The organism is Nocardia sp. MH4 (assembly GCF_019266065.1).
GTDB lineage: Bacteria > Actinomycetota > Actinomycetes > Mycobacteriales > Mycobacteriaceae > Nocardia > Nocardia canadensis.
Genome location: NZ_LPNR01000118.1, coordinates 3,085 through 26,357 on the forward strand (window position 1 = coordinate 3,085; position 23,273 = coordinate 26,357).

Below are 23,273 nucleotides of genomic sequence, written 5' to 3' on the forward strand. Positions count from 1 at the left end.
CTGCCACGGGCGCCCCGGCGAACGGTCCCGCGGTGATCTCGGCGTAGACCTCCGAAGAGCTGCGGATCCGCGGCAGCAGCGACATCGGGATGTCGAACTCGGCGCAGATCGCCGAATCCCATTGCAGCGTACGCAGATCCATCAGCATGGTGCGCGAGGCATTGGTGACGTCGGTGAGGTGCTCGCCGGTCAGCTTCCACAGCACCCAGCTGTCCATGGTGCCGAAACAGAGATCACCGGCCTCGGCGCGGGCGCGGACACCGGCGACGTTGTCGAGGATCCAGCGCAGCTTCGGACCGGCGAAATAGGTCGACAGCGGCAGGCCGGTGCGTTCGGCGTAGCGCTGCGGGCCCTGATCACCGGCGAGTTCGGCGCACAGCTGATCGGTGCGGGTGTCCTGCCAGACGATGGCGTTGTAGACCGGTGCGCCGGTGGCGCGATCCCAGACGACGGTGGTCTCGCGCTGGTTGGTGATGCCGATGGCGGCCAGGTCACCGGCCGAGCAGCCGGCGTTGCCCAGCGCCGCGCCGAGCACCCATTCGGTATTGCGCCACACCTCCGCCGGATCGTGTTCGACCCACCCCGGCTTCGGGAAGATCTGGCGATGCTCCCGCTGCGCGGTCCCGACGATCCGACCCTGCCGGTCGAAGACGATGCAGCGACTCGAAGTCGTGCCCTGATCGATGGCGGCCACATAGCGACGCATTGATGCAGGCTACCGAACCTCGGACCGGCGACGCTGCCGCTTCGTCGCGAAGACACCGCCGCGCGCTCCCGGCTGTTTTCCGCGCCGAATTCGCTGCCACACCCCCGCGGTGAACGTCCCGCGCGCCGCGAAGGCACTACGTTTAGCCTGTACGCAGCGGCGCCGGGACCGTGCACGGCGTCGACCCACTGTCGGGAGATTCCGACCGTCCTCGGTCGGCGGCGAGGAGTCGAGCATGTCGCAGACACCGGAGTTTCCGTTCCTGCGCCCGGGCGAACTGGTCGCGGGCGGTCAGCGGCTCGGACCCGGTCAGCTCGGCCCCGACCAGCGTCGCGCCGCCTGGGAACGACTCGGCAAGGACCAGTTCGACGTGCTGGTCGTCGGCGGCGGCGTGGTCGGCGCCGGTATCGCGCTCGACGCCGCGACCCGTGGCCTGTCGGTCGCGCTCGTCGAGGCCCGCGATCTGGCCTCGGGGACGTCGAGCCGGTCGTCGAAGATGTTCCACGGCGGCCTGCGCTATCTCGAACAGCTCGAGTTCGGTCTGGTCCGGGAGGCGCTGAAGGAACGCGAGCTGGCGCTGTCGACCCTGGCGCCGCATCTGGTGAAGCCGCTGCGGTTCCTGTACCCGCTGACCCGCCGGGTGTGGGAGCGGCCGTACGTGGCCGCGGGCCTGACCCTCTACGACACCATGGGCGGCGCCAAATCGGTTCCGGGACAGCGTCACCTGACCAGGCACGGCGCGATGCGGCTGGCTCCGGGATTGCGCCGGGACGCGCTGATCGGCGGTGTCACCTACTACGACACCGTCGTCGACGATGCCAGGCACACCATGACCGTGGCCCGCACCGCCGCCCACTACGGCGCGGTCATCCGCACCTCCACCCAGGTCGTCGGATTCCTGCGGGAGGCCGACCGGGTCGTCGGGGTGAAGCTGCGCGACACCGAGGACGGGCGCACCGGGGAGGCGCGCGCGAACGTGGTGATCAACGCGACCGGCGTGTGGACCGACGAGGTGCAGGGCCTGTCGCGGCAACGCGGCCGATTCCATGTGCGCGCGTCCAAGGGCGTGCACATCGTGGTGCCGCGCGACCGCATCGTCAGCGACGCCGCGATCATCCTGCGCACCACCACCTCGGTGCTGTTCGTCATCCCGTGGGGCGCGCACTGGATCGTCGGCACCACCGACACCGACTGGAAACTCGACCTCGCCCACCCCGCCGCCACCAAGGCCGATATCGACTATCTGCTCGACCGGGTGAACGAGGTGCTGGTGACCCCGCTCACCCACGCCGACATCGACGGCGTCTACGCGGGCCTGCGGCCGCTGCTGGCCGGGGAGAGCGACGAGACCTCCAAACTGTCGCGCGAACACGCGGTGGCCCGCGTCGCGCCCGGCCTGGTGAGCATCGCCGGCGGCAAGTACACCACCTACCGGGTGATGGCCGCCGACGCGATGGACGAAGCGGCGCAAGACATTCCGGCCCGGGTGTCGCCGTCGATCACCGAGAAGGTCGCGCTGATCGGGGCCGACGGCTACTTCGCATTGGTGAACCAGACCGTGCAGCTGGCCGAGCACTACGGCGTGCACCCGTACCGGATGACGCACCTGCTCGACCGTTACGGCTCGGTGGTCGACGAGGTGCTGTCCCTGGCGGCGGGCAGACCCGAACTGCTGCAACCGATCACCGACGCGCCCGCCTACCTCCAGGTCGAGGCGGTGTACGCGGCCGCCGCCGAGGGCGCGCTGCATCTCGACGACATCCTGGCCCGTCGCACCCGCATCTCGATCGAGTACGCCGATCGCGGCGCGCACTGCGCCGAGCAGGTCGCGCACCTGGTCGCGCCCGTAGTGGGCTGGGACGCCGACGATATCGACCGCGAGGTGACCATGTATCAGGCGCGGGTGCGGGCCGAGATCGAATCACAGACCCAGCCCGACGACATCTCCGCCGACGCGCTGCGGGCGGCGGCGCCGGAACCGCGCCCGCAGCTGCTCGAGCCGGTACCGCAGGAGCGGTGACCGCTAGACGGTGGCCTTCTGCAACGCGCGCAGTTCGACCGCGTTGTGCGCGCAGAACACCTCGACGTCGTCGCCGTGCCCACGCAGCAGTTCGCGCAGCCGCTCCTGATTGTCGATCCGGTCGGACCCGACGGTCTGCACCAGGCGCTCGAACAGCGCGGCGCCGGGTGGCTGGTGCGGGTGCTCGAGATCGAGCTGACCGGGATGGAAGTACGCGTCACCGACCGCGAACTTCCAGCCGACGCCGGTGTCGATCGCGATGCCCGCGTGGCCGCGGGTGTGCCCGGCCAGCGGGATGATGAGCAGTTCGGCCGGCAGGCCGCGCAATTGGCGCACCGCGCCGAAGCCGAACCACGGCTCACCGAGTTCGTCGTAGCTCGCCCAGCGCGGCTTGTGCTCGAATTGCGCCGTGCGATAACGGAATTTCTCGCGCGGACCGAAATGGCCCTCGAGCGCGCGCAGTTCCTCGCCGTAGACGTGCACGGTGGCCTGGGGGAATTCGGCGAGACCGCCCGCGTGGTCGAGATCGAGGTGGGTGAGCACGATGTCGGTGACGTCCTCGCGGCGGAAGCCCAATGCCTCGATCCGGCGCGCGATGGTGCCCTCGAGCTCGAGGACGGGACGGGTCAGCCGGATGAAGCGGCGGCCGAGCCAGGCGTCGGGACGGCGCACCGCGCCTTCGCCGATGCCGGTCTCGATCAGTACCAGCCGGTCGTCGAGTTCGACGAGGACGCAGTGGCAGACCATTTCGGCTCGGCGGGCGAGGCCGCCGACGCCGTCGAGCAGACGGCCGCCGAAAGGACGCATGGTGCCGCCGTCGAGGTGGTGCAGACGCATCAGGAGAGCTCCTGTTCGAGGGTGGCGCGCAGGTGGTCGGCCACCGCGCGCAGAGGGGTGAGGTCACGTCGGGTGCGGGCGAGCAGGAGTGCGCCTTCGAGCATGGCCAGGGCCACCGTGGACAGCTGGTCGGCGCGGTCGTCGGGAATTCCCTTGGCGCGCAGGAACTCGTCGATGGCGGTGCGCCAGGAGTCGAAGCCGGTGACGCAGGCTTCGCGGATCGGTTCGCTGTCGACGCCCGCGTCGAGGGCGATGGTGGCGATCGGGCAACCGCGCTGGAAGTCCGAGTCGGTCAGCATCGTGGCGAGGGCGGCGAAGACGCCGTCGATATCGCCGGCCGCGAGCGCGTCGGTGAGCAGCGTCCGCAGCGTGTCGGACGACTGGGCGATGGCCTCGGCGGCGAGCTGTTCCTTGCCGCCGGGGAAGTGGAAGTAGAACGAGCCCTTGGGCGCGCCGCCCGCGCTGACCAGCTGATTGACACCGGTGGCGTGGTAGCCCTGGGTGTGGAACAGGTCGGCGGCGGCGTCGAGGAAACGCTGCCGGGAGTCCGTGCGTGGGGTCACCGGCTCAGCGTAGCTCGAGTATGACGACCGGTCTAGTTAGTTGGTTCGGGTTGGCAGCGAGGACAGAAGTAGATGCCGCGTTCACGCCGGGTGATGCGATCGGCGGGGTCGTCCTCGCCGAGCAGCCGCGAAACGATCGCGGTGCCGCAGCGCGGGCAGGGGCGGCGGGTGCGTCCGTAGGCCATCGCGCGCCAGGGCGGCTGGTGCGCGGCCTTGCCGAGCACGCGGTGGGACTCGTCGACCAGGGCGGGCAGGTCGCCGATGTCACCGACCGGGGTCGCGGGGTGAACGCGGCGCAGGAAGCAGATCTCGCTGCGGTAGATGTTGCCGATGCCCGCCAGGTTGCGCTGATCGAGCAGGGCCAGGCCGATGGGGCGGCGGGGATACTCGCTGATCCTGCGCAGGGCCTCGGCGGCGTCCCAGTTCGGGCCGAGCAGGTCGGGACCTAGGTGATCGATGACGGTGTGTTCCTCGGCCCGCGGCAGCACCTGTACCTTGCCGAGTTCGAAGCCGACCGCCTCGAACTCGTCGTTGGCCAGCACCAGCCGGGCGGTGACCGGCGGTTTCGTCCAGCGCTGGCCGTGGTGGAAGATCCGCCAGACACCCTCCATCTTCAGATGGGTGTGGATGCTCACGCGGTCGGTGCGGATGAACAGGTGCTTGCCGTAGCTGCCGACCTCGGTGACCAGGTCGCCGACCAGGTCGACCGTCGCGTATCGGGGCACCCGGAAGTCGCTGCGGGTGAGGGTGCGCCCGGCCAGCGCGGTCCGCAGGCGCTCGGCGGCGCGGAAGACGGTATCGCCCTCGGGCATCCGGCTACACCTGCCTGCGCAGCCGCAGGCCGCGCGGGGTCATCGAGAACCCGGACTCGACCAGGACATCGGCGAAGGTGTTGCCGTGCACGGTCTCTCCGTTGATCTTGTCGATCACCAGGCCGTCGACCCGGCGATCGTGCACCAGCCCGGCCAGCGCGGTCGCGGCCAGCCGCCGCAGTCCGGGGTCCTCGGTGAAGCTGAGCAGGGTCTTGCCGCCGCGCTCCACGTACAGCACCAGCTCGCCGCCGACCAGCACCACCAGGGCGCCCGCCTTGCGGCCGGGCCGGTGGCCGCCCTCGGCGTCGCCCTTCGGCCACGGCAGCGCGGCGCCGTACGGGTTGGCCGGATCGCAGGAGGCCAGGGCCACCGCGACGCCGGGCTGGGTGGCGGTGCGGTCGGTGTCGAAGGAGCGCAGCCGGTCGACGGTGTCGGTGGTGGAGAACTGCGCGCCGCCGAGCGTGTCGACGAAATAGCCACGGCGGCAACGACCGCGGTCCTCGAACTCGGTGAGCACTCGATACATCAGCGCGAAACCGCCGGGCACGCCCTCGTTCTGGACCGACCCCCGGGTCAGCACGCCGTAGCGTTCGAGGAGTTGATCGGCGGTGGCGTGGGCGCGCAAGGTGTTGTCCTGCACCCGTTCCGGCAGGATCGACCAGCGCCCGGCCAGGGTCGGCGGACCGCTGCGGGTCGGCATCGCCGGGCGCGGCAGGTAGGCGCGGCCGCGGGGAGCCCGGCGCGGGGTGCGATGGGCGGTGGTGCTGCGCGCGGTGCCGGAGAGCAGAGCGCGCACGGGGGCGAAGGTGTCGCCGGAGACGTAACCGGCCCACACCAGCTGCCACAGCGCCTCGCCGACGGCCTTGTCGTCGAGCAGGCCGGTGGCGTCGGAGAGCTGGCGGAAGAAGTAGGCGCCGCCGCCGTGCAGGGTGGGCGGTAGGCGGCGCGGGGAGTCCGGGCTCGCGGGCACGGCGGCCGGATCGCCTGCGTCCGCGCGGGGCGTGCGGTCGCCATGGGTGGTGAGGTGGGCGGTGGGCGGATCGGTCGGCCCGGCACCGGATCCGGCGGGCCCGGAGGCCGCCGGTGCGTTCAGGTCGACCGTGGGTGGTTGCGCGGCGCGCGGTGGCCACGGCTCCAGCGGTGCGCCCAACGCCGCCAGGAGGCCGAGCTGGAGGTCGGTGGGATCGATGTCGTCGGGCGGCGGCAGGGTGAACGGGGCCTGGTCGGCCAGGTGCAGCGCGATCCAGCCGTCGCGGGCGGTGATCGCGCCGTGCCCGGACCAGATCACCTCCCCGCTGGCCATCAACTCGTCCAGCATGGCGGGGGAGTAGTCGCGCACGCGCATCGGCAGAATCAGCGATTCCCAGGCCGACGCCGGAATCGGCACGCCCGCGAGCTGTTCCACCACCGTGGCGACCCCGTCGATTCCGCGCAGCTCACCGGAACCGACGTGCTGCCAGGCAGGGAGGAAGCGGCCGAGCGCGGTGGTCGACACCGGCTCGACTTCGTGCCGTGCGGCAGCCAGCGAGCGGCGGCGCAACCGGCGCAGCACCTGCGCGTCGCACCATTCGGTGCCTGCCGTCGCGGGTGTGAATTCGCCCTCCACCACCCGTTTCTCGGCCAGCAACCGATGCAGCGCGGTGGCCGCGACCGCCGAGCCGAGGCCGAAGCGCGCCGCGACATCGGCGGTGCTGAACGGTGCGTGGGTGCGGGCGTAGCGGCCGACCAGGTCGCCGAGCGGGTCCGGGACGGGTTCGATGAACGCGGCGGGCACCCCGATCGGCAGCGGCACCCCGAGCGCGTCACGCAGGCGGGCGGCGTCCTCGATCGCCACCCACCAGGTGCGGCCCGCGAAGGAAACCTCCAGCGCGCGATGGGCGTGCCGGAGTTCCGCGAACCAGGTCGGCGCGTCGGAGTCGGCGAGCACGTCGGTGTGCGCGGCGGCCGAGTCAGCGGCCTCGGCGATCGGCAAGGCGAGGTCCGCGGCCGCATCGGGCCGGCCTGCCTCGACGGACGGGCTTTCGAGCGCGGAAGCTGGTGTGTCACCGCGCCGCACGCAGCGGGCGGCGGCTTCGGCGGGGGTGAGCGGGCCGAGCAGGCGCAGCAGGTCGGCCAGGCCCTCGGCGTCCCGGGCCCAGCGTTCGGGGGTGAGCCGCTGGAGTTCGCGTTCGGTGAGGGTGATGACGGCGGGGTCGAGCAGTTCGCGCAGTTCGACGCGGCCGAGGAGTTCGGCCAGCAGGCTCGAGTCCAGTGCCAGGGCGGCGGCGCGGCGCTCGGCGAGCGGGCTGTCGCCGTCGTAGAGGAACTGGCCGATGTAGGAGAACAGCAGGGCGTTGGCGAACGGGGACGGGCTGGCGGTCTCGACATCGATCAGCCGCACCTCGCGGCGGGCGAGCTTGGTCAGCAGCTCGCGCAGGGACGGCAGGTCGTAGACATCGCGCAGGCATTCGCGCACGGTTTCCAGCAGGATCGGGAAATCCGGGAATTTGCGTGCCACATCCAGCAATTGGGCCGAGCGCTGCCGCTGCTGCCACAGCGGTGCGCGCTTGCCCGGGTCGCGGCGCGGCAGCAGCAGCGCCCTGGCCGCGCACTCGCGGAAGCGGGAGGCGAACAGCGCGGAGCCGCCGACTTGCTCGGTGACGATGTCGTCGATCTCGTCAGGTTCGAAGGCGAACAGTTCGGCGCCGGGCGGGTCGTCGGTGGTGTCGGGCAGGCGCACCACGATGCCGTCGTCGGACGCGGTCGGCGCCGCGTCGATGCCGAAGCGTTCCTGGAGCCGGGCCCCGACGGCCAGTGCCCACGGTGCGTGCACCGGGGTGCCGTAGGGGGAGTGCAAGACCAGTCGCCAGTCCCCGAGCTCGTCGCGGAAGCGCTCCACGATCAGGGTGCGGTCGGTGGGGAGCTGGCCGGTGGCGGCGCGCTGCTCCTCGAGCAGGCCGACCATGTTCGCCGTCGCGTTCTGGTCCAGGCCCGCGGTGCGGACCAGCTGTTCCAGCCGGGCGGAGGCGGCGTCGGGGGTCTGCGCGCGCTTCGTCGAACGCGCGCGGGCGGACTTCTGCACGCCGCCGTTCGCCGCGGGCTCGGCGAGCGCGGAGGACGACATCGAATTGTCCTGTGACGCAGCAGATCCGGGCGGCCGGATGCCCATGTCCGCGACGATCCGGGACAGGTCGTCGGCCGACACCTGACCCGCCGTCCGCACGAATTCGCCCAGGGCGGTGCCCAATTCGGCCGGACGACCCAAACTGTCGCCGTGCCAGAACGGCAGCCGGCCGGGCAGTCCGAAGGCGGGCGAGACCAGCACCCGGTCGAAGGTGATCTCCTCGATCCGCCAGCTGGTCGCGCCGAGCGCGAAGACGTCGCCCACGCGCGACTCGTAGACCATCTCCTCGTCGAGTTCGCCCACCCGGGAAGCCTTCTCGCCCACCATGAACACCGCGAACATGCCGCGATCGGGGATGGCGCCGCCGGAGGTGACGGCGAGGCGTTGCGCGCCGGGACGGCCGGTGAGGGTGCCCGCGTCGCGGTCCCAGACCACGCGCGGTCGCAGTTCGGCGAACTCGTCGGACGGGTAGCGGCCCGCCAGCAGGTCGAGCACGGATTCGTAGGCCGAGCGGGGCAGGTTCGCGTAACTGCCGGTGGCGCGGACGATATCGAACCAGCCGTCGACATCGATCGGTTCGAGCGCGCAGGCGGCCACCGTCTGCTGGGCCAGGATATCGAGTGGATGCGCGGGGATCTGCAGCATCTCGATCTCACCGGCCAGCATCCGCTGGGCCGCGACGGTGCAGTGGATGACATCGGTGCGGTGCTTCGGGAACAGCACGCCGCGCGAGACCTCGCCGACCTGGTGCCCGGCGCGGCCCACTCGCTGCAGCCCGCTGGCCACCGACGGCGGCGCCTCCACCTGCACCACCAGATCGACCGCGCCCATGTCGATGCCGAGCTCGAGGCTGCTGGTGGCCACCACGCAGCGCAGTCGGCCGCTCTTGAGGTCGTCCTCGATGAGCGCGCGCTGCTCCTTGCTGACCGAGCCGTGGTGGGCCCTGGCCAGCAGCTGGTCGGCGCCGTGGATCACCTCGGTGGACGGGCCGAGCTGGGCGGGTGGCGCGTGCTCGGTGTCCACCGGCTCGCCCAGCCGGGCCGCGTAGGCCTCGTTGAGCCGCGCGGTCAGCCGTTCGGCGAGCCTGCGCGAGTTCGCGAACACGATCGAGGACCGGTGCTCGAGCACCAGGTCGACAATGGCCTCGTCGACGTGCGGCCAGATCGACCCCGGCTGCTCGGAATCGCCCGGATCGGTCATGTCGGCCACCGGGACGCGCACCGACAGGTCGAAGGTCTTCGGCGCGGGCGGGCGCACGATGGTGATCGGCGCCGAGCCCACCAGGAATCGGCCGACCTCCTCGGGCGGGCGCACCGTCGCCGACAGGCCGATCCGCTGGGCCGGCCGCTCGGTCAGCTGATCCAGCCGGGCCAGCGACAGGGCCAGGTGCGCGCCGCGCTTGGTGCCCGCGATGGCGTGCACCTCGTCGACGATCACCGTGCCGACCTGGGCCAGGCTCTCCCTGGCCGCCGAGGTGAGCAGCAGGAACAGCGACTCCGGCGTGGTGATGAGGATGTCGGGCGGCGTCCGCTGCATCGCCCGCCGCTGCGCAGGCGTGGTGTCGCCGGAGCGCACCCCCACCGAGATCTCCGGCGGGTCCAGCCCCAGTCGCTTCGCGGTCTGCGTGACCCCCACCAGTGGCGCCCGCAGATTCCGCTCGACATCCACCGCCAGCGCCTTGAGCGGCGAGACGTACAGCACCGACGTCCCGCGCGGCGTCCCCGGTTCCGGTGCGGGCCGGGTCGCCAGCCGATCGATGGCCCACAGGAACGCGGACAGCGTCTTCCCCGACCCGGTGGGCGCGACGACCAGCGTGTGCTCCCCGTCGGCGATCGCCTGCCACGCCCCGAGCTGGGCCGACGTGGGCCCGGCGAAGGCCCCGTCGAACCACTGCGCGGTAGCGGGCGAGAACCGATCCATAGCGTTCAGTGTGCACCGCCCCACCGACAAGCCCCTGGACGCTAGCAGCGCGGTCACGTTTGCCGTCTGTAGCCGACGGGATTACCGTTCCCCGGGGATGGACGGGTGACCGGAACCCGTCACCGGGGACATTCGACGGAGGATTCGATGGCTGGGGGCGATCCTTCGACGGTTTCGGTCGAGCCCGAAGAAGTCAGAGCGCTGGGGCGGGTGGCCTATCAGGTGGCGCAGGAATGCCAGGCCGGGTACGCCTCGTTGGTGACCGATTTGCGGGCCACGATCGAGACCTGGACCGGGAACAACGCCGGTGTGTTCACCGCGGGGTGGGAGGAGTTCCATCTCGGTGCCGATCAGGTGTGGGACGCGTTGTTCGAACTGGCCGAGAAGCTGGGGATCACCGCGGAAACCCTCGCGCAGGTCGACGAGTCCAATGCCGCGGCGACCTACACGCTGAATCTGTGAGTGCGGAGCCGACCTCTGATGACGACTGAACCTCCCGCGTTCTCGGTCGATCTCGACCAGCTCGAACAGTTGACCGCGCGGATGCGTGGGTACATGTCCGCTGTCGCCGATGTGCTGACCGCGCTCGATGCCAAGGCCAAGGAGGTCGAGGGCGTGTGGTCCGGTGCGGCGGCCACGGCCTACAGCGAGGCGCATACGGAGTGGCGGGCCGGGGTCACCGATATGCAGGAGGGCCTGGCGGCGTTGGAAGCGGCGGCGAAGACCGCACACCAGAGCTATACCGACGCGGCGTCGGCGACGTTGAAGATCCTGGGCGTATGACGCCGACGGTCACCAAGCTCGACGTCGATCCCAAGGTCTACTACCAGGCTGCCACCAATTGCTTCGATGCCGCCGCGTCTCTGTTCGACAGCTTCACCTACGTTTTCGGTGAGCTCAACGGCTACGGGATGATGGCGGGCCGCGACGAAGACGGCCGAGCGTGGGCGGCGTCCTACGACCAGTCCGCGCGGGATGCCGTCGCGTTCTACGGGCAGACGTATTCGACCTTGCGTGCCTACGGCACGGCGCTCAACGACATCGGTTTCGAACACGCGAAGTCCGACGCCGCGATCAAGGGCACAGAACAACCGACGAGGCCCGCAGATTCGGCGTCGACCGCCACGTTCGGGCCCTACGCGCTGCCCGCGTCGGCGGCGGGCGGGACACCGCAGGGTCTGGCGCAGACGGCCATCGACGTTCTCGATGCGATCAACTGTCCACTTCCGGACGGTAATACCGACACGCTCACCAAAGCGGCGGAGGCGTGGGACCGGCTCGGCACGATCTACCAGAACACGAACGCCAAGGACAAGATCACGATCGCCGCCGGGCTGTTCGACGGGGTCACCTCCACCGACGCGATGCAGGTCCGGGAAGACCTGAAGAAGATCGAGAAATCGATCGGGGCGTTGCTCACCACGTGCACGCAGATCAGTACGTCGTGTCTCGACTACCGAGGCGCGATCCAGGAACTTCGCGAGGAGATCAAGGGGTTCATCGAGGCGATCATCACCGACGCCGCCATCGACGCTGCCGTCACGGTGATCGCCACCTGCCTGACCGGCGTCGGCGGCCTGATCGCCGGCGCCAAGGCGGTGGAGTCGGCTCGTCGATGGTCGGTGACGATCAAAGCCGCGGTGACGGCATGGCGAGCCCGCAAAGCGTTGCAGCTGAAAGGTCTGGCCGACGATGCCGCGGCCGCCATGTCGAAGGCCAAACAGGAGATCACCGAACTCTTCGAACGGTTGCGAGGCAAGGGTGACGGGGTCACGACACCGAAGGCGGCAAGCCTGAGCGACGATGATCGCCGCGCACTGCTCCAGGGCCCGAGTGACCTTCGGGGCCGATCGCTGACCGATATCCTGCGCTCCGGGGAAACACCGACCGCCGACCAGCAGCGCCAGATCGACGCGCTCAACGAGGCGCTCGGAAAGATGCCCGCCCACGAGGGCCTGGTCAGCCGGCATACCAACCTGACCCCCGAACAGCTTGCCCGGTACCAACAGGACCAGCCCGTCACCGAGCTGGGATTCACTTCGGCCAGTACCAATCCGAAGGGCGTCAACGAACTCACCGTGCAGAACTCGGAGGTCGAGTTCCAGATCGTCAGCAAGACCGGCCGCGACTACAGCGAGTACGGGACGCCCGACGAGGTGCTGTTCGCGTCCGGGACCAACTTCTTCGTCCACAGCAAGACGGTCGACCCGGCGACCGGCCGGATACTCATCAAGATGACGGAAATGTAGGAGGACCCCGATGCCCGAGAAGTTCGGCGGCAAGATCTTCTATTCGGCGGAGGAAGCCGAGCGACTGGGGTTGCGACCGTCCGCGGAGGACATCGCGCGCAGCGAGCGCATGTTCGCCGAGTTCGAGGAGCAGCGGCGACTGCTCGGTCCGGCGCCCGCGGGCACCAGCCCCGGGTTCGGCGGCCGGTTCTCCGATGATCTGGGCGGCACCGAGTTCGAGGGCTGGACACGTCATCCCAGCACCGGTGCGTGGCTCGACAAGGAAGGTCGACCGGCCTACGACGACGACGGCCGAAGGATCGACTACGACGGATAGACCCTGCTGCGGACCGGCTCCGGAAGTTGGCCGATGACCTGCGTCACACTGCCGAGTGAGCCGACGCTACGCTGGGCTCTCGTGCAAACGGTGCTCAGAGTCGACCTCGTCGGTCACGGCCTGACCGAGGCGGTACGGAAGGCGCGATTTCCTGTCGACGAACCACTCGACGAGTCGGGGCGGGGTGCGCTGCGGGCGTACTCGGTGCCCGAGGGTGCGCAGGTGCGGACCGGGCCGGAACGGCGGGCTCGGGAGACGGCCGAGACGCTCGGGGTGGTCGGGGAACTGGACGCGCGATTGCGGGATCTCGACGCGGGGTCGTGGCGTGGGACCGAGATGAGCTCGCTGGCCCAGGATCAGCTGTTCGCCTGGCTCACCGATCCCGAATTCCGCGGGCACGGCGGCGAGTCGGTGACCGACCTGGTCGACCGGGTGCGGTTCTGGCTGGCCGAGATCGCCTCGGCGGGGCGCGACACGGTGGCGGTGACCCATCCGGCGGTGGTCAGAGCGGTGCTGCTGGTAGTGCTCGACTCGCCGCCGAAATCGTTCTGGCGCATGGATGTTCCGCCCGCGAGCGTGACCCGGCTGCACTACCGCGGCAACTGGACGCTGCGCCTGGGCGGTTCCTAGCAGCGACGAACCCCCCGGACTCGCGGTCGATTCCGGGGGTCGTCGGTGGCCGTGGTCAGGTGTGGGCGGCGCCGTCGATGCGGATTTCGGTACCGCTGATGAAACGGCCGTCGTCGGAGACGAGCATGGCGATGACGCCGGCGACATTCTCGGGACCGGCCAGCTCCGCCGGGTTGTCCTGCGGGACAACGGCGACCAGGCGGCTGAACAGCGACCAGTCGGAATCCTGGGGCAGGTAGCCGGGGGTGGCGTCGGTGAGGCCGGACTTGATGCCGCCGGGGGCGACGCTGACCGCGCGCAGGCCCTGCTTGGCGTACTCGAGGGCCAGCACATGGGTGAGCGATTGGATGCCGCCCTTGCTGGCGGAATAGGCGGCCATGTACGGATGGGCGAAGGTCGCCGACGTGGAGCTGAAGTTCACGATCGTGCTGCTGGGGTTGGCGAGCAGGGCGGGCAGGGCCTCGCGGATCACCAGGAACGTGCCGGTGAGGTTGACGTTGATGATCTGGTTCCAGAGATCCAGGGACGTCTCGTGGGTATGGGCGGCGCGCAGAATGCCCGCGGCGTTGACGAGGGCGTCCAGGCCGCCGAGTGACGCCACGGCGCTGCGGACCCCGGCGATGACGTCGGACTCGTCGCCGATGTTCATCTCCAGCGTGGTGAACCGCGCATCGGTGCCCGCCTCGGCGGCGCGGGCCCGGGTCGCCCGCAGGCCTTCGGCGTTGACGTCGGCGCCGACGACGACCGCGCCTTCGGACAGCAGGCGGAGGGCGGTGGCCTGGCCGATGCCGGATCCGGCTCCGGTGACCAGGATGCGGCGCTGTTCGAGACGGTTCATGTGATTCTTCCTCGTCGTTGAGAGTGTTTCTGACACGATATGCCATAAATGGCAGGACGTGCAGAGAATCTTGGCGAGGTGGGTATAGTGCGGCCGTGACCAGGCAACCGAAGCGCGCGGCGCCCAGCCCTGGGCGGCCGGCGCTCAGCGAGATCCGCCGTGCGGCCACCCGCAAGGAGGTGGCCATGGTCGCCGCTCGGCTCTTTGCCGAAAACGGGTATTCCGCGACGACTGTCGAGGACATCGCCGCGTCCGCGGGGATGGGGTTGCGGACCTTCTATCGGTACTTCGCAGGCAAGGAAGACGTCGTCGCCCCACTGCTGGCCATCGGCACCCAGGCCTGGGCGGACGAACTCGCCGCTTGTCCGCCGGAGCTCCCGCTGCGCGAGGCGCTGAGTCGCTCCTACCGCACCGCGACCGCCGCCACCCTGGCCGACGGCGGCATCGCCGGCGAGCTCCTGCATCCCCTGCTTCGCGCTGTCACCGAACTGCCCGCCCTGCGGGCGACCTGGCTGCGTGTCCAGCAGGATTGCGAACTCAGCCTGATTCCCATCATCGCGGCGCGCACCGGCCGCTCGCCCGACGACCTGGATGTCGCGCTCGCCGCCGCCATGGCCAACGCGGCGGTGCGGCTGGGTACCGAAAGATGGGCCGCCGAAGCGGAATCCGACTCGGCCGCCGTTGTCGTCGACGCCTGCCTGGCCCGCCTCGCCGCGCACACACTCCTGTAGCCGGGATCGCGGGGCCGTCGAATCGGTGCCGGAAAACGACGAAAGCCCCGGAGTCGAAACTCCAGGGCTTTCGTCTAGTAGCGGGAACAGGATTTGAACCTGCGACCTCTGGGTTATGAGCCCAGCGAGCTACCGAGCTGCTCCATCCCGCGTCGTAAATACCACTGTACACGGCGCGGCACGGAAGACGAAATCGGTTCCTGATCAGCCGAAATGTATGCCCTGGGCCAGCGGCAGCTCGGCGGAGTAGTTGATGGTGTTGGTGGCCCTGCGCATGTAGGCCTTCCACGAGTCGGAGCCGGATTCGCGACCGCCGCCGGTGTTCTTCTCGCCGCCGAACGCGCCGCCGATCTCCGCGCCCGAGGTGCCGATGTTGACATTGGCGATGCCGCAGTCCGATCCGGCGAGGAACCGCTCGGCCTCGCGCTGGTCGAGGGTGAAGATCGACGAGGAAAGACCCTGTGGCACAGCGTTGTTGAGGGCGATGGCGTCGTCGATCGCGTCGTAGACGAGCACGTAGAGGATCGGCGCGAAGGTCTCCTCGCGCACCAGCTCGGTCTGCGCGGGCATGCGCACGATGGCGGGGCGCACGTAGTAGGCGTCCGGGCCGACGAGGTCGATTCGCTCACCGCCGCAAACGATCTCGCCGCCGGTGTCCTCGGCCTGCAGCAGTGCCTTCTGCATCGAGATGAAGGCGCGCTCGTTGATCAGCGGGCCGACCAGCACGCCGTCGTCGAGCGGATTGCCCACGGGCAGTTGGCGATACGCGGCGACGAGCCGCTCGACGAGCTGATCGGCGATGGATCGGTGCACGATCAGCCTGCGCAGCGTGGTGCAGCGCTGCCCCGCCGTGCCCGCCGCGGAGAAGACGATGCCGCGCACCGCCAGCTCCAGATCCGCGCTCGGCGCGACGATCGCGGCGTTGTTGCCGCCCAGCTCCAGCAGACAGCGGCCGAACCGGGCGGCCACGCGCGGGGCGACGGCGGCGCCCATCCGCACCGAACCGGTGGCGCTGAGCAGCGCGACCCTCGGGTCGTCGACCAGTGCCTCGCCGACCGCCGCGTCGCCCTGGATCAGCTGGTGCGCCGCGGGATCGGCGCCGACGTCGACGGCGGCGCGGCGCAGCAGGGTGTGACAGGCCAGTGCGGTCAGCGGGGTGGTCTCCGAGGGCTTCCACACCACGGTGTCCCCGCAGACCAGCGCGATCGCGGTGTTCCACGCCCACACCGCGACCGGGAAGTTGAACGCCGAGATCACCCCGACGACGCCGAGCGGATGCCAGGTCTCCATGAGCCGGTGCCCGGGCCGCTCGGAAGGCATCGTGGCGCCGTAGAGCTGGCGGGACAGCCCGATCGCGAACTCGCAGACGTCGATCATCTCCTGCACTTCGCCCAGGGCCTCGGGGCCGATCTTGCCCGCCTCCAGCGTGACCAGCTCGGCCAGCTCGCCCTGGTGGGCGACCAGCAGCTCGGCCAGCCGGCGCACCAGCCCTGCGCGCACCGGCGCGGGCACGGTGCGCCAGCTCAGGAACGCGGTGGCGGCCCGCTCGATCGCGGCGTCGACGTCGTCGGTGGTGTCGGTGGTGACCGGCGGCAGGGCGCCACCGGAGATGGGGGTGCGGGCGAGCAGGTCACCGGACTCGGGGAGCTCGGCGCCGAGTCCGTGCAGCAGCGCCCTGGCTCGCAGCGCCAGCTGCTCGGAGAAGTGCTCGGTCACGCTGTGGGTCATCGCTGCTCACCTTCTGCTGTTTGGTACGGCTCACGGAAAAGTTCGGTGGAATTCGGTGGGGGAACAGAAAGAAGTTTTCCCCGCGCGACCCCCGTGCTGCGTTAGCCTTCGCTGATGGCGGATACACCGGCTAGACCCCAGCTCGACGACATCGACCGACTATTGATCAAAGAACTGATGAGCGATGGTCGCGCCACGTTGTCGAACCTGGCGGAGAAGGCCAGCCTCTCGGTCTCGGCAGTGCAGTCGCGGGTGCGCAGGCTCGAAGCGCGTGGAGTGATCCGCGGGTACGCGGCGCATGTCGATCCCGAAGCGCTCGGGCACCTGTTGTCGGCGTTCGTCGCGATCACTCCTCTCGACCCGTCCCAGCCCGATGACGCGCCCGCATTGTTGCAACACATCCCCGGCATCGAGGCGTGCCACTCGGTGGCGGGCGAAGAGAGCTACGTCCTGCTGGTTCGGGTCGCCTCCCCGCGGCACCTGGAACAGCTGCTGCAGGAGATCAGAGCCACCGCCAATGTGCGGACGCGCAGCACCATCATCCTGCAGACATTCTACGACAGGTAACGATTCTTCGTAATTGTTCCGCGATTCCGTAGAGGTTCCGTAAATATTTGCGTACCCTCGGCGTTGTGACCATCGAACTGGAGCGCCCCGGCGCGGCGGTCACCCCCGCCAACCGGGTCCACGAAATCCTGTCCTCGCACATCCTCGCGGACGGCTTCGAGCTTGTGCTCGACCTGCACAAGTCGCACGGCCGGACACTGATCGACGAACGTGACGGCACCGCCTACCTCGACATGTTCGGCTTCTTCGCCTCCAACGCGCTCGGGATGAACCATCCGGCGCTGGCGGGCGACGAACGCTTCCGCGCCGAGCTGGCCACCGCCGCGCTGAACAAACCGAGCAACTCCGACATCTACACCGTCGAGATGGCCCGCTTCGTCGAGGCCTTCGTCCGCGTCGTCGGCGACCCCCGCCTCCCGCATCTGTTCTTCGTCGACGGCGGTGCGCTGGCGGTGGAGAACGCGCTCAAGGTCGCGTTCGACTGGAAGAGCAGGCACAACGAATCGCACGGTCGTCCACCGGAACTCGGCACCCAGGTGCTGCACCTGACCGGGGCGTTCCACGGCCGCAGCGGCTACACGATGTCGCTGACCAACACCGACCCGGTCAAGACCGCGCGGTTCCCGAAGTTCGCCTGGCCGCGCATCGAGACCCCGCACACGTTCGCGGGCCCGGACATCGCCGCGCTGGAGGCCCGCGCCATCGCGCAGGCCGCGCAGGCCTTCGCCGACCATCCGCACGACATCGCCTGCTTCATCGCCGAGCCCATCCAGGGCGAGGGCGGCGACCGGCACCTGCGGCCGCAGTTCCTCGGCGCGATGCAGCGCCTGTGTCACGACAACGACGCGCTGTTCGTCCTCGACGAGGTGCAGACCGGCGTCGGGATGACCGGAACCACCTGGGCCTACCAGCAATTGGGTGTCGAGCCCGATGTGGTCGCGTTCGGCAAGAAGACCCAGGTCTGCGGCATCATGGCCGGCGGACGCGTCGACGAGGTGCCCGACAACGTCTTCCAGGTGAGCTCGCGGCTGAACTCCACCTGGGGCGGCAACCTCACCGACATGGTGCGCACCCGGCGCATTCTCGAAGTGCTGGAACAGGATCGGCTGATCGCGAAGTCGGTGCCGCTGGGCGCCTACCTGCTCGACCAGCTCGGCCAGCTCGCCGCCGCGCACCCGGACAAGGTGAGCGAACCCCGCGGGCGCGGTCTGATGTGCGCGGTCACGCTGGCCACCCCGGACCTGCGGGACCGGGTGGTGACGGCGCTGCGGGAGCGTCAGCACGTGCTGCTGCTCGGCACCGGGACCAGTGGCCTCCGTTTCCGGCCGCCGCTGACGGTCACCGAGGAAGAGCTGGAGCGGGCGGTCGATGCCTTGGACGCGGTGCTGACGCGAGAGCGCCTGTAGCGCAACAGGTGCCGCTCATGGCCTTGCGGCGCGTGTCCATCGACGCGCCGGGGCTGTGAGCGGCGCGCTGTCCGAATTGCTGGATTTTCGCTGGTGCTGCTTCTAGGCTTCGCACCCATGTCACTCGGAAGTCACCCTGACATGGAACGGTGCAGCGCGTGAACCGCCTCACCGAGCGAATCGGACAAATTGCTGTCACCTTGCTGCTCGCCGTCACGGCGGGCTGTTCGAACAGTGAGGCCGTGACGGTCGAGACGCCGACCGCGCCGCCCGCCTCGACGACCTCGCCGACCGCGATGCCGCCCCACATGACCGATCTGCTGCCCGGCATGCCGCCGCCGCTGTCGCCCACCGACATCTACGCCGCCAACCGGGAACTGAGTCCGTCGGTCGCCGATCACCGGCCGCTGGTCTACGTGCCCAACAGTAAGTCCGACACCGTGACGGTGATCGACCAGAACACCTTCCAGGTGCTCGGCACCTTCTCCTCCGGCGGCACCGAGCCACAGCACGTGGTGCCGTCCTACGACTTGCAGACCCTCTACGCCACCAACGATCTGCCGATCGGCGGCGGCAGCCTGCTGCCCATCGACCCGCGCACCGGAGCGCCCGCGGGCCCGGCGTTCCCGGTCCGCGACCCGTACAACATGTATTACACGCCCGATGGCGAGTTCGCCCTGGTCGTCGCCGAAGCGGACAAGTCGCTGGACTTCTACGACCCGGTGACCTGGCAGAAGCTGCACGCGCTCGCGGTGCCCGAGTGCGCCGGGGTCGATCACATGGACTTCACCGCCGACGGCCGCTTCGCCGTGGCCAGCTGCGAATTCATCGGGCGGATGGCCGTTTTCGACGTCGCGCGGCGCACGCTGATCAAGATGATCGACCTGCCGGGCGGGCGCGGTGGCATGCCCCAGGACGTGAAGCTCTCGCCCGACGGGCACGTCTTCTTCGTCGCCGACATGATGGCCGACGGCATCTACACCATCGACGCGCACACCTTCGACAACACCGGGTTCATCCCCACCGGCAAAGGGACGCACGGGCTCTACGTCACCCGCGACTCCACCCAGATGCTGATCACCAACCGGCACGAGGGCAGCATCTCGGTGTGGGATTTCGCCGCGGGCGGGTTGGTGCACAAGTGGTTCATCCCCGGCGGTGGCAGTCCCGACATGGGCAACATCTCCGCCGACGGGCGGGTGTTCTGGGTGTCGGGGCGGCACAACAACGAGGTGTACGCCGTCGACATCGTGAACTGGAACCTGCTGGCGCGCATCCCCGTCGGCCACGGGCCACACGGGTTGACGGTGTGGCCGCAGCCAGGGCGCTACTCCACCGGGCACACGGGGGTCATGCGGTAGATCGCACGGTCGAGGCGACAACGGCGCGGTCGGTCGATCCGCGGGCCGCGTCGGTTCGGGTCACCGACGCGGCGTGGGCCGGCCGATTCCGTCAGGCGGGGACGGCGGTCAGTCCCAATGCGCCCGCGACGAACCGGTGGACCGACGCGAGACCCGCCGCCAGCGCCTCGTCCTCGCCGGGACGGGCCCAGCCGGTGACGGTGGCGGTGTCGTCGGGGCCCGGCGTCACGCCGATCTCGGCGACCAGCTCGGCGGTCGTCGGGACGCAGACGGCCCAGGAGAAGTGGGATTCGTCGGCCCACTGCGCGGCGCGGGTGGCCACATAGCCGGGATCGGTGATGCCGCCGTCGGCCAGCGCGGGGCGGTCGTCGATGCGCTCGTCGGCCCGCAGGGCACGCAGGTACCAGGCGCCCGCGTTGATCTCGATCGGTTCCACGTCCGCAGTGTAGGGGGAGCGCGGGTGCGCTCATGCGGTCAGGCCGGGCGGGGCTGGGCGCCGAGCACCGCGTGGACGGCGGCGCGGCCGATGTCGAGGGCCCGGGTGAGCAGATCGGTGTCGCGAGCCGCGCTGTCGACGGCGGGGGCGTCGGCGGGCGGGTGCACCTGCAGGACGCGCTCGCCCAGGGCGGCGAGGAAGTCGTCCTCGACCGCCTGCTGACCGGGGCGCTGGGACCACGCGCGGAAGGCGCCGGGGGCGATGGCGCGCATGTAGCCGCCGCCGACGACGCGGTGCAGCAGGGGCGCGGGCGGGCGGACCTCGTCGCAGCGGCGGGTGCGCAGCACCAGGGCATGGGTGGTGCCCGCGGCGACGGCGGTGCGGATCGGGACCGTCTCGGAGAGGCCGCCGTCGAAGTAGCTGCGGCCGCCGAGGTCGACCGGGGGACCTGCCAGCAGGGGCAAGCCCGCGGAGGCCCGTAGCGCGGTCATCAGGGTGGTTTTATCGACGATGTGAGGTCCCAGGTCCACCGACTGGCCGGTGCGGACATCGGTGGCGATGGGGTGGAACGTGGTGGGGTTGGCCAGGATCGCCGGGAAGTCCATCGGCTCGATGCCGTCGTAGACCTGGTGCACCAGGTAGCGCAGATCGAAGACCGGACGACCGCGCAGGATGCGGACCGGGTCGACCACGCGGCGCATGATCGTCGCGTCGGTCCAGGACCGCATGCCCGTCGCCGCGCGTCCGCACAGCAGCCACGCGCCGTTGATCGCGCCCGCCGACGTGCCGTACACGGCGTCGAACACCGCGGACAGGCCGAGTTCCTCGAGTGCCTGCACCATGCCGCTGGAGTAGACCCCGCGGCTGCCGCCACCCTCGATCACCAGCGCGAGGCGATGGCCGTCGGCTCGGCTTCCGGCTTGCCTGCGGGACTCGATCACCTCGGTGACCGTGGCCGGACCCGGCGTTGCCGAGGAGTCCTGATCGGTGCGCGCACTGCTGGTCACCCGATCCACGATACGACAGGTGCCCGGGGTGCGGCCCGGCCCGAAGCCCGATCTTCGCCGCCCGTTCACCCGGACCGCGGTGATCGTTCCCGCGGTGTCGGAAACGACGACGGGCGCCGGTCGCGATCGACCGGCGCCCGTCTACGACGTGGGAGCTACTTGATCTCCGCCAGGACGGTGCCCTGGGTGATCGCCGCGCCCGCCTCGACGGCGAGGCCGGTGACGACACCCGCCTTGTGCGCGTTGACCGGGTTCTCCATCTTCATGGCCTCGAGCACCACGATCAGGTCGCCCGCCTCGACGGTCTGGCCCTCTTCGACCGCGACCTTGACGACGGTGCCCTGCATGGGCGCGGTGACCGCGTCACCGGAGGCCGCACCGGCACCCGCGCCGCCACGCTTGCGCGCCTTCGGCTTCTTGCGGATGACACCGACACCGTTACCGGCCGAACCGGCGGCGCCACCACCGAGGGTGAACTGCCCGGGCAGCGACACCTCGACGCGACGGCCACCGACCTCGACGACGACCTTCTGCCGGGGCAGATCCTCGTCCTCGTCGTCGGCGGGAGCACCGGCCGTGTACGGCTCGACGGTGTTCTTCCACTCGGTTTCGATCCACTTGGTGTAGACGTCGAACTTCTCGCCGTCACCGATGAACGCCGGGTCCTCGACGATCGCGCGGTGGAACGGGATGACCGTCGCCAGGCCGTCGACCTCGAACTCGGCCAGCGCGCGGCGGGCACGCTGCAGCGCCTGGTCGCGGTTCTCGCCGGTGACGATCAGCTTGGCCAGCATGGAGTCGAACTGACCGCCGATGACGCTGCCGGCGACGACGCCGGAGTCGACGCGCACACCGGGGCCGGTGGGCTCGCGGTAGACGTTGACCGGGCCGGGGGCGGGCAGGAAGCCGCGACCGGCGTCCTCACCGTTGATCCGGAACTCGAAGGAGTGGCCGCGCGGGGTGGGGTCTTCCTTGATCGACAGTTCCTCGCCGTTGGCGATGGCGAACTGCTGACGCACGAGGTCGATGCCCGCGGTCTCCTCGGTGACCGGGTGCTCGACCTGCAGGCGGGTGTTCACCTCGAGGAAGGACACGGTCTCGCCTTGCACCAGGTACTCCACGGTGCCCGCGCCGTAGTAGCCCGCCTCGCGGCAGATGCGCTTGGCCGAGTCGTGGATCTTGGCGCGGACGTCGTCGGACAGGAACGGCGCGGGCGCCTCCTCGACGAGCTTCTGGAACCGGCGCTGCAGCGAGCAGTCGCGGGTACCGGCGACGACGACGTTGCCGTGCTGGTCGGCGATGACCTGGGCCTCGACGTGGCGGGCCTTGTCCAGGTACTGCTCGACGAAGCACTCGCCGCGACCGAAGGCGGCGATGGCCTCACGGGTCGCCGACTCGAACAGCTCGGGGATCTCCTCGATGGTGTGGGCGACCTTCATGCCGCGGCCACCGCCACCGAAGGCGGCCTTGATGGCCACCGGGACGCCGTACTCCTTGGCGAACGCGACGACCTCGTCGGCGTTCTTGACCGGGTCCTTGGTGCCCGCGGCCATCGGCGCCTTGGCGCGCTCGGCGATGTGGCGCGCGGTGACCTTGTCGCCCAGGTCGCGGATGGACTGCGGCGAGGGGCCGATCCAGATGAGCCCGGCGTCGAGGACGGCCTGGGCGAAGTCGGCGTTCTCGGAGAGGAAGCCGTAACCCGGGTGGATCGCGTCGGCGCCGGACTTGGCGGCGGCGTCGAGGATCTTGTCGAACACGAGGTACGACTCGGCCGAGGTCTGACCGCCGAGGGCGAACGCCTCGTCGGCGAGCTTCACGAAGGGAGCGTCGGCATCGGGCTCGGCGTACACCGCGACGCTGGTGATCCCCGCGTCCTTGGCAGCCCGGATCACGCGGACCGCGATCTCGCCGCGGTTAGCTACGAGTACCTTCGTGATCCGTGCGCTGGCATGGCTGGGCACTGAGCCTCCTGTGTGCAATCTTTGGTCGCTTCGGGGGACGGGTCGCCGTATAGGCCCCGTGCCCGGTATCGACAACTTTCGT

The 23,273-nt window shown here is 70.0% G+C and carries 19 protein-coding genes and 1 tRNA gene; 9 read left to right on the top strand and 11 right to left on the bottom strand.

From position 1 onward, the window contains the following. Window positions 1-706 (bottom strand): FGGY family carbohydrate kinase (locus ATM97_RS34590; protein ID WP_374104905.1); only part of this gene is annotated, 706 nt, incomplete at its 3' end. Between the two features lie 235 nt (window positions 707-941). Between ATM97_RS34590 and glpD the strand changes: the two genes are divergently transcribed. After that, window positions 942-2,726 (top strand): glycerol-3-phosphate dehydrogenase, encoded by a 1,785-nt coding sequence (gene glpD / locus ATM97_RS26410; protein WP_255588468.1) that lies wholly within the window; start codon window positions 942-944, stop codon window positions 2,724-2,726. Window positions 2,727-2,729: 3 nt separating this feature from the next. Here glpD and ATM97_RS26415 read toward each other — a convergent pair whose 3' ends face one another. From ATM97_RS26415 to ATM97_RS26430, 4 genes are read right to left on the bottom strand one after another with little or no spacing between them, the layout of a single operon-like run. Continuing rightward, window positions 2,730-3,563: an MBL fold metallo-hydrolase gene (locus tag ATM97_RS26415; protein WP_218720899.1), complete on the bottom strand. Its 834-nt coding sequence runs from the start codon at window positions 3,561-3,563 to the stop codon at window positions 2,730-2,732. After that, window positions 3,563-4,126 (bottom strand): TetR/AcrR family transcriptional regulator, encoded by a 564-nt coding sequence (locus tag ATM97_RS26420; protein WP_218720900.1) that lies wholly within the window; start codon window positions 4,124-4,126, stop codon window positions 3,563-3,565. Before ATM97_RS26420 ends, ATM97_RS26415 begins: the two co-directional genes overlap by 1 nt. Window positions 4,127-4,158: 32 nt before the next feature. Beyond that, entirely contained in the window at window positions 4,159-4,938 is a 780-nt protein-coding gene (locus ATM97_RS26425; RefSeq protein WP_218720901.1) for a DNA-formamidopyrimidine glycosylase family protein, read from the bottom strand. A gap of 4 nt (window positions 4,939-4,942) precedes the next feature. Continuing rightward, window positions 4,943-9,961: a DEAD/DEAH box helicase gene (locus ATM97_RS26430; RefSeq protein WP_218720902.1), complete on the bottom strand. Its 5,019-nt coding sequence runs from the start codon at window positions 9,959-9,961 to the stop codon at window positions 4,943-4,945. A gap of 147 nt (window positions 9,962-10,108) precedes the next feature. Here ATM97_RS26430 and ATM97_RS26435 point away from each other — a divergent pair, with 147 nt between their 5' ends. The 4 genes from ATM97_RS26435 to ATM97_RS26450 all read left to right on the top strand — a co-directional run bounded on the left by ATM97_RS26435 (window position 10,109) and on the right by ATM97_RS26450 (window position 13,156). After that, window positions 10,109-10,423: a WXG100 family type VII secretion target gene (locus tag ATM97_RS26435; RefSeq protein ID WP_218720903.1), complete on the top strand. Its 315-nt coding sequence runs from the start codon at window positions 10,109-10,111 to the stop codon at window positions 10,421-10,423. Between the two features lie 18 nt (window positions 10,424-10,441). Next, window positions 10,442-10,744: a WXG100 family type VII secretion target gene (locus tag ATM97_RS26440; protein ID WP_218720904.1), complete on the top strand. Its 303-nt coding sequence runs from the start codon at window positions 10,442-10,444 to the stop codon at window positions 10,742-10,744. 1,476 nt (window positions 10,745-12,220) lie between these two features. After that, on the top strand, window positions 12,221-12,526 hold the full coding sequence (locus ATM97_RS26445) for a hypothetical protein (RefSeq protein WP_218720905.1): 306 nt from the start codon (window positions 12,221-12,223) through the stop codon (window positions 12,524-12,526). A 90-nt stretch (window positions 12,527-12,616) separates the two neighbouring features. After that, complete coding sequence (locus ATM97_RS26450; RefSeq protein WP_374104906.1) at window positions 12,617-13,156, top strand: histidine phosphatase family protein; 540 nt, start codon at window positions 12,617-12,619, stop codon at window positions 13,154-13,156. A gap of 55 nt (window positions 13,157-13,211) precedes the next feature. On the opposite strand, the gene ATM97_RS26455 is transcribed toward ATM97_RS26450, so the two are convergent. Beyond that, window positions 13,212-13,994 carry an SDR family NAD(P)-dependent oxidoreductase gene (locus ATM97_RS26455; protein WP_218720907.1) on the bottom strand — a complete coding sequence of 261 codons (783 nt, stop codon included), beginning with the start codon at window positions 13,992-13,994 and terminating at the stop codon, window positions 13,212-13,214. A gap of 95 nt (window positions 13,995-14,089) precedes the next feature. Here ATM97_RS26455 and ATM97_RS26460 point away from each other — a divergent pair, with 95 nt between their 5' ends. Then, the gene (locus tag ATM97_RS26460) at window positions 14,090-14,725 is read left to right on the top strand and encodes a TetR family transcriptional regulator (protein WP_218720908.1); all 636 of its coding nucleotides are present in this window, start codon (window positions 14,090-14,092) and stop codon (window positions 14,723-14,725) included. 78 nt (window positions 14,726-14,803) lie between these two features. Here ATM97_RS26460 and ATM97_RS26465 read toward each other — a convergent pair. Then, window positions 14,804-14,877, bottom strand: a tRNA-Met gene (locus ATM97_RS26465). Between the two features lie 52 nt (window positions 14,878-14,929). Beyond that, a complete protein-coding gene (locus tag ATM97_RS26470) occupies window positions 14,930-16,453 on the bottom strand; it encodes an aldehyde dehydrogenase family protein (RefSeq protein WP_218720909.1) in 1,524 nt (507 codons plus the stop codon). A 114-nt stretch (window positions 16,454-16,567) separates the two neighbouring features. Here ATM97_RS26470 and ATM97_RS26475 point away from each other — a divergent pair, with 114 nt between their 5' ends. From ATM97_RS26475 to ATM97_RS26485, 3 genes are all read left to right on the top strand, one after another. Further along, entirely contained in the window at window positions 16,568-17,020 is a 453-nt protein-coding gene (locus tag ATM97_RS26475) for an Lrp/AsnC family transcriptional regulator (RefSeq protein WP_071926582.1), read from the top strand. Between the two features lie 65 nt (window positions 17,021-17,085). Continuing rightward, a complete protein-coding gene (gene lat / locus ATM97_RS26480; RefSeq protein ID WP_218720910.1) occupies window positions 17,086-18,426 on the top strand; it encodes an L-lysine 6-transaminase in 1,341 nt (446 codons plus the stop codon). Window positions 18,427-18,668: 242 nt separating this feature from the next. Continuing rightward, the gene (locus ATM97_RS26485; RefSeq protein WP_308248628.1) at window positions 18,669-19,787 is read left to right on the top strand and encodes a YncE family protein; all 1,119 of its coding nucleotides are present in this window, start codon (window positions 18,669-18,671) and stop codon (window positions 19,785-19,787) included. A 91-nt stretch (window positions 19,788-19,878) separates the two neighbouring features. Here ATM97_RS26485 and ATM97_RS26490 read toward each other — a convergent pair whose 3' ends face one another. From ATM97_RS26490 to ATM97_RS26500, 3 genes are all read right to left on the bottom strand, one after another. Continuing rightward, window positions 19,879-20,223 (bottom strand): hypothetical protein, encoded by a 345-nt coding sequence (locus tag ATM97_RS26490; RefSeq protein WP_218720911.1) that lies wholly within the window; start codon window positions 20,221-20,223, stop codon window positions 19,879-19,881. Between the two features lie 38 nt (window positions 20,224-20,261). After that, on the bottom strand, window positions 20,262-21,230 hold the full coding sequence (locus ATM97_RS26495) for a patatin family protein (protein ID WP_218720912.1): 969 nt from the start codon (window positions 21,228-21,230) through the stop codon (window positions 20,262-20,264). A 155-nt stretch (window positions 21,231-21,385) separates the two neighbouring features. Next, entirely contained in the window at window positions 21,386-23,191 is a 1,806-nt protein-coding gene (locus ATM97_RS26500) for an acetyl/propionyl/methylcrotonyl-CoA carboxylase subunit alpha (protein WP_218720913.1), read from the bottom strand. Window positions 23,192-23,273 lie beyond the last annotated feature (82 nt).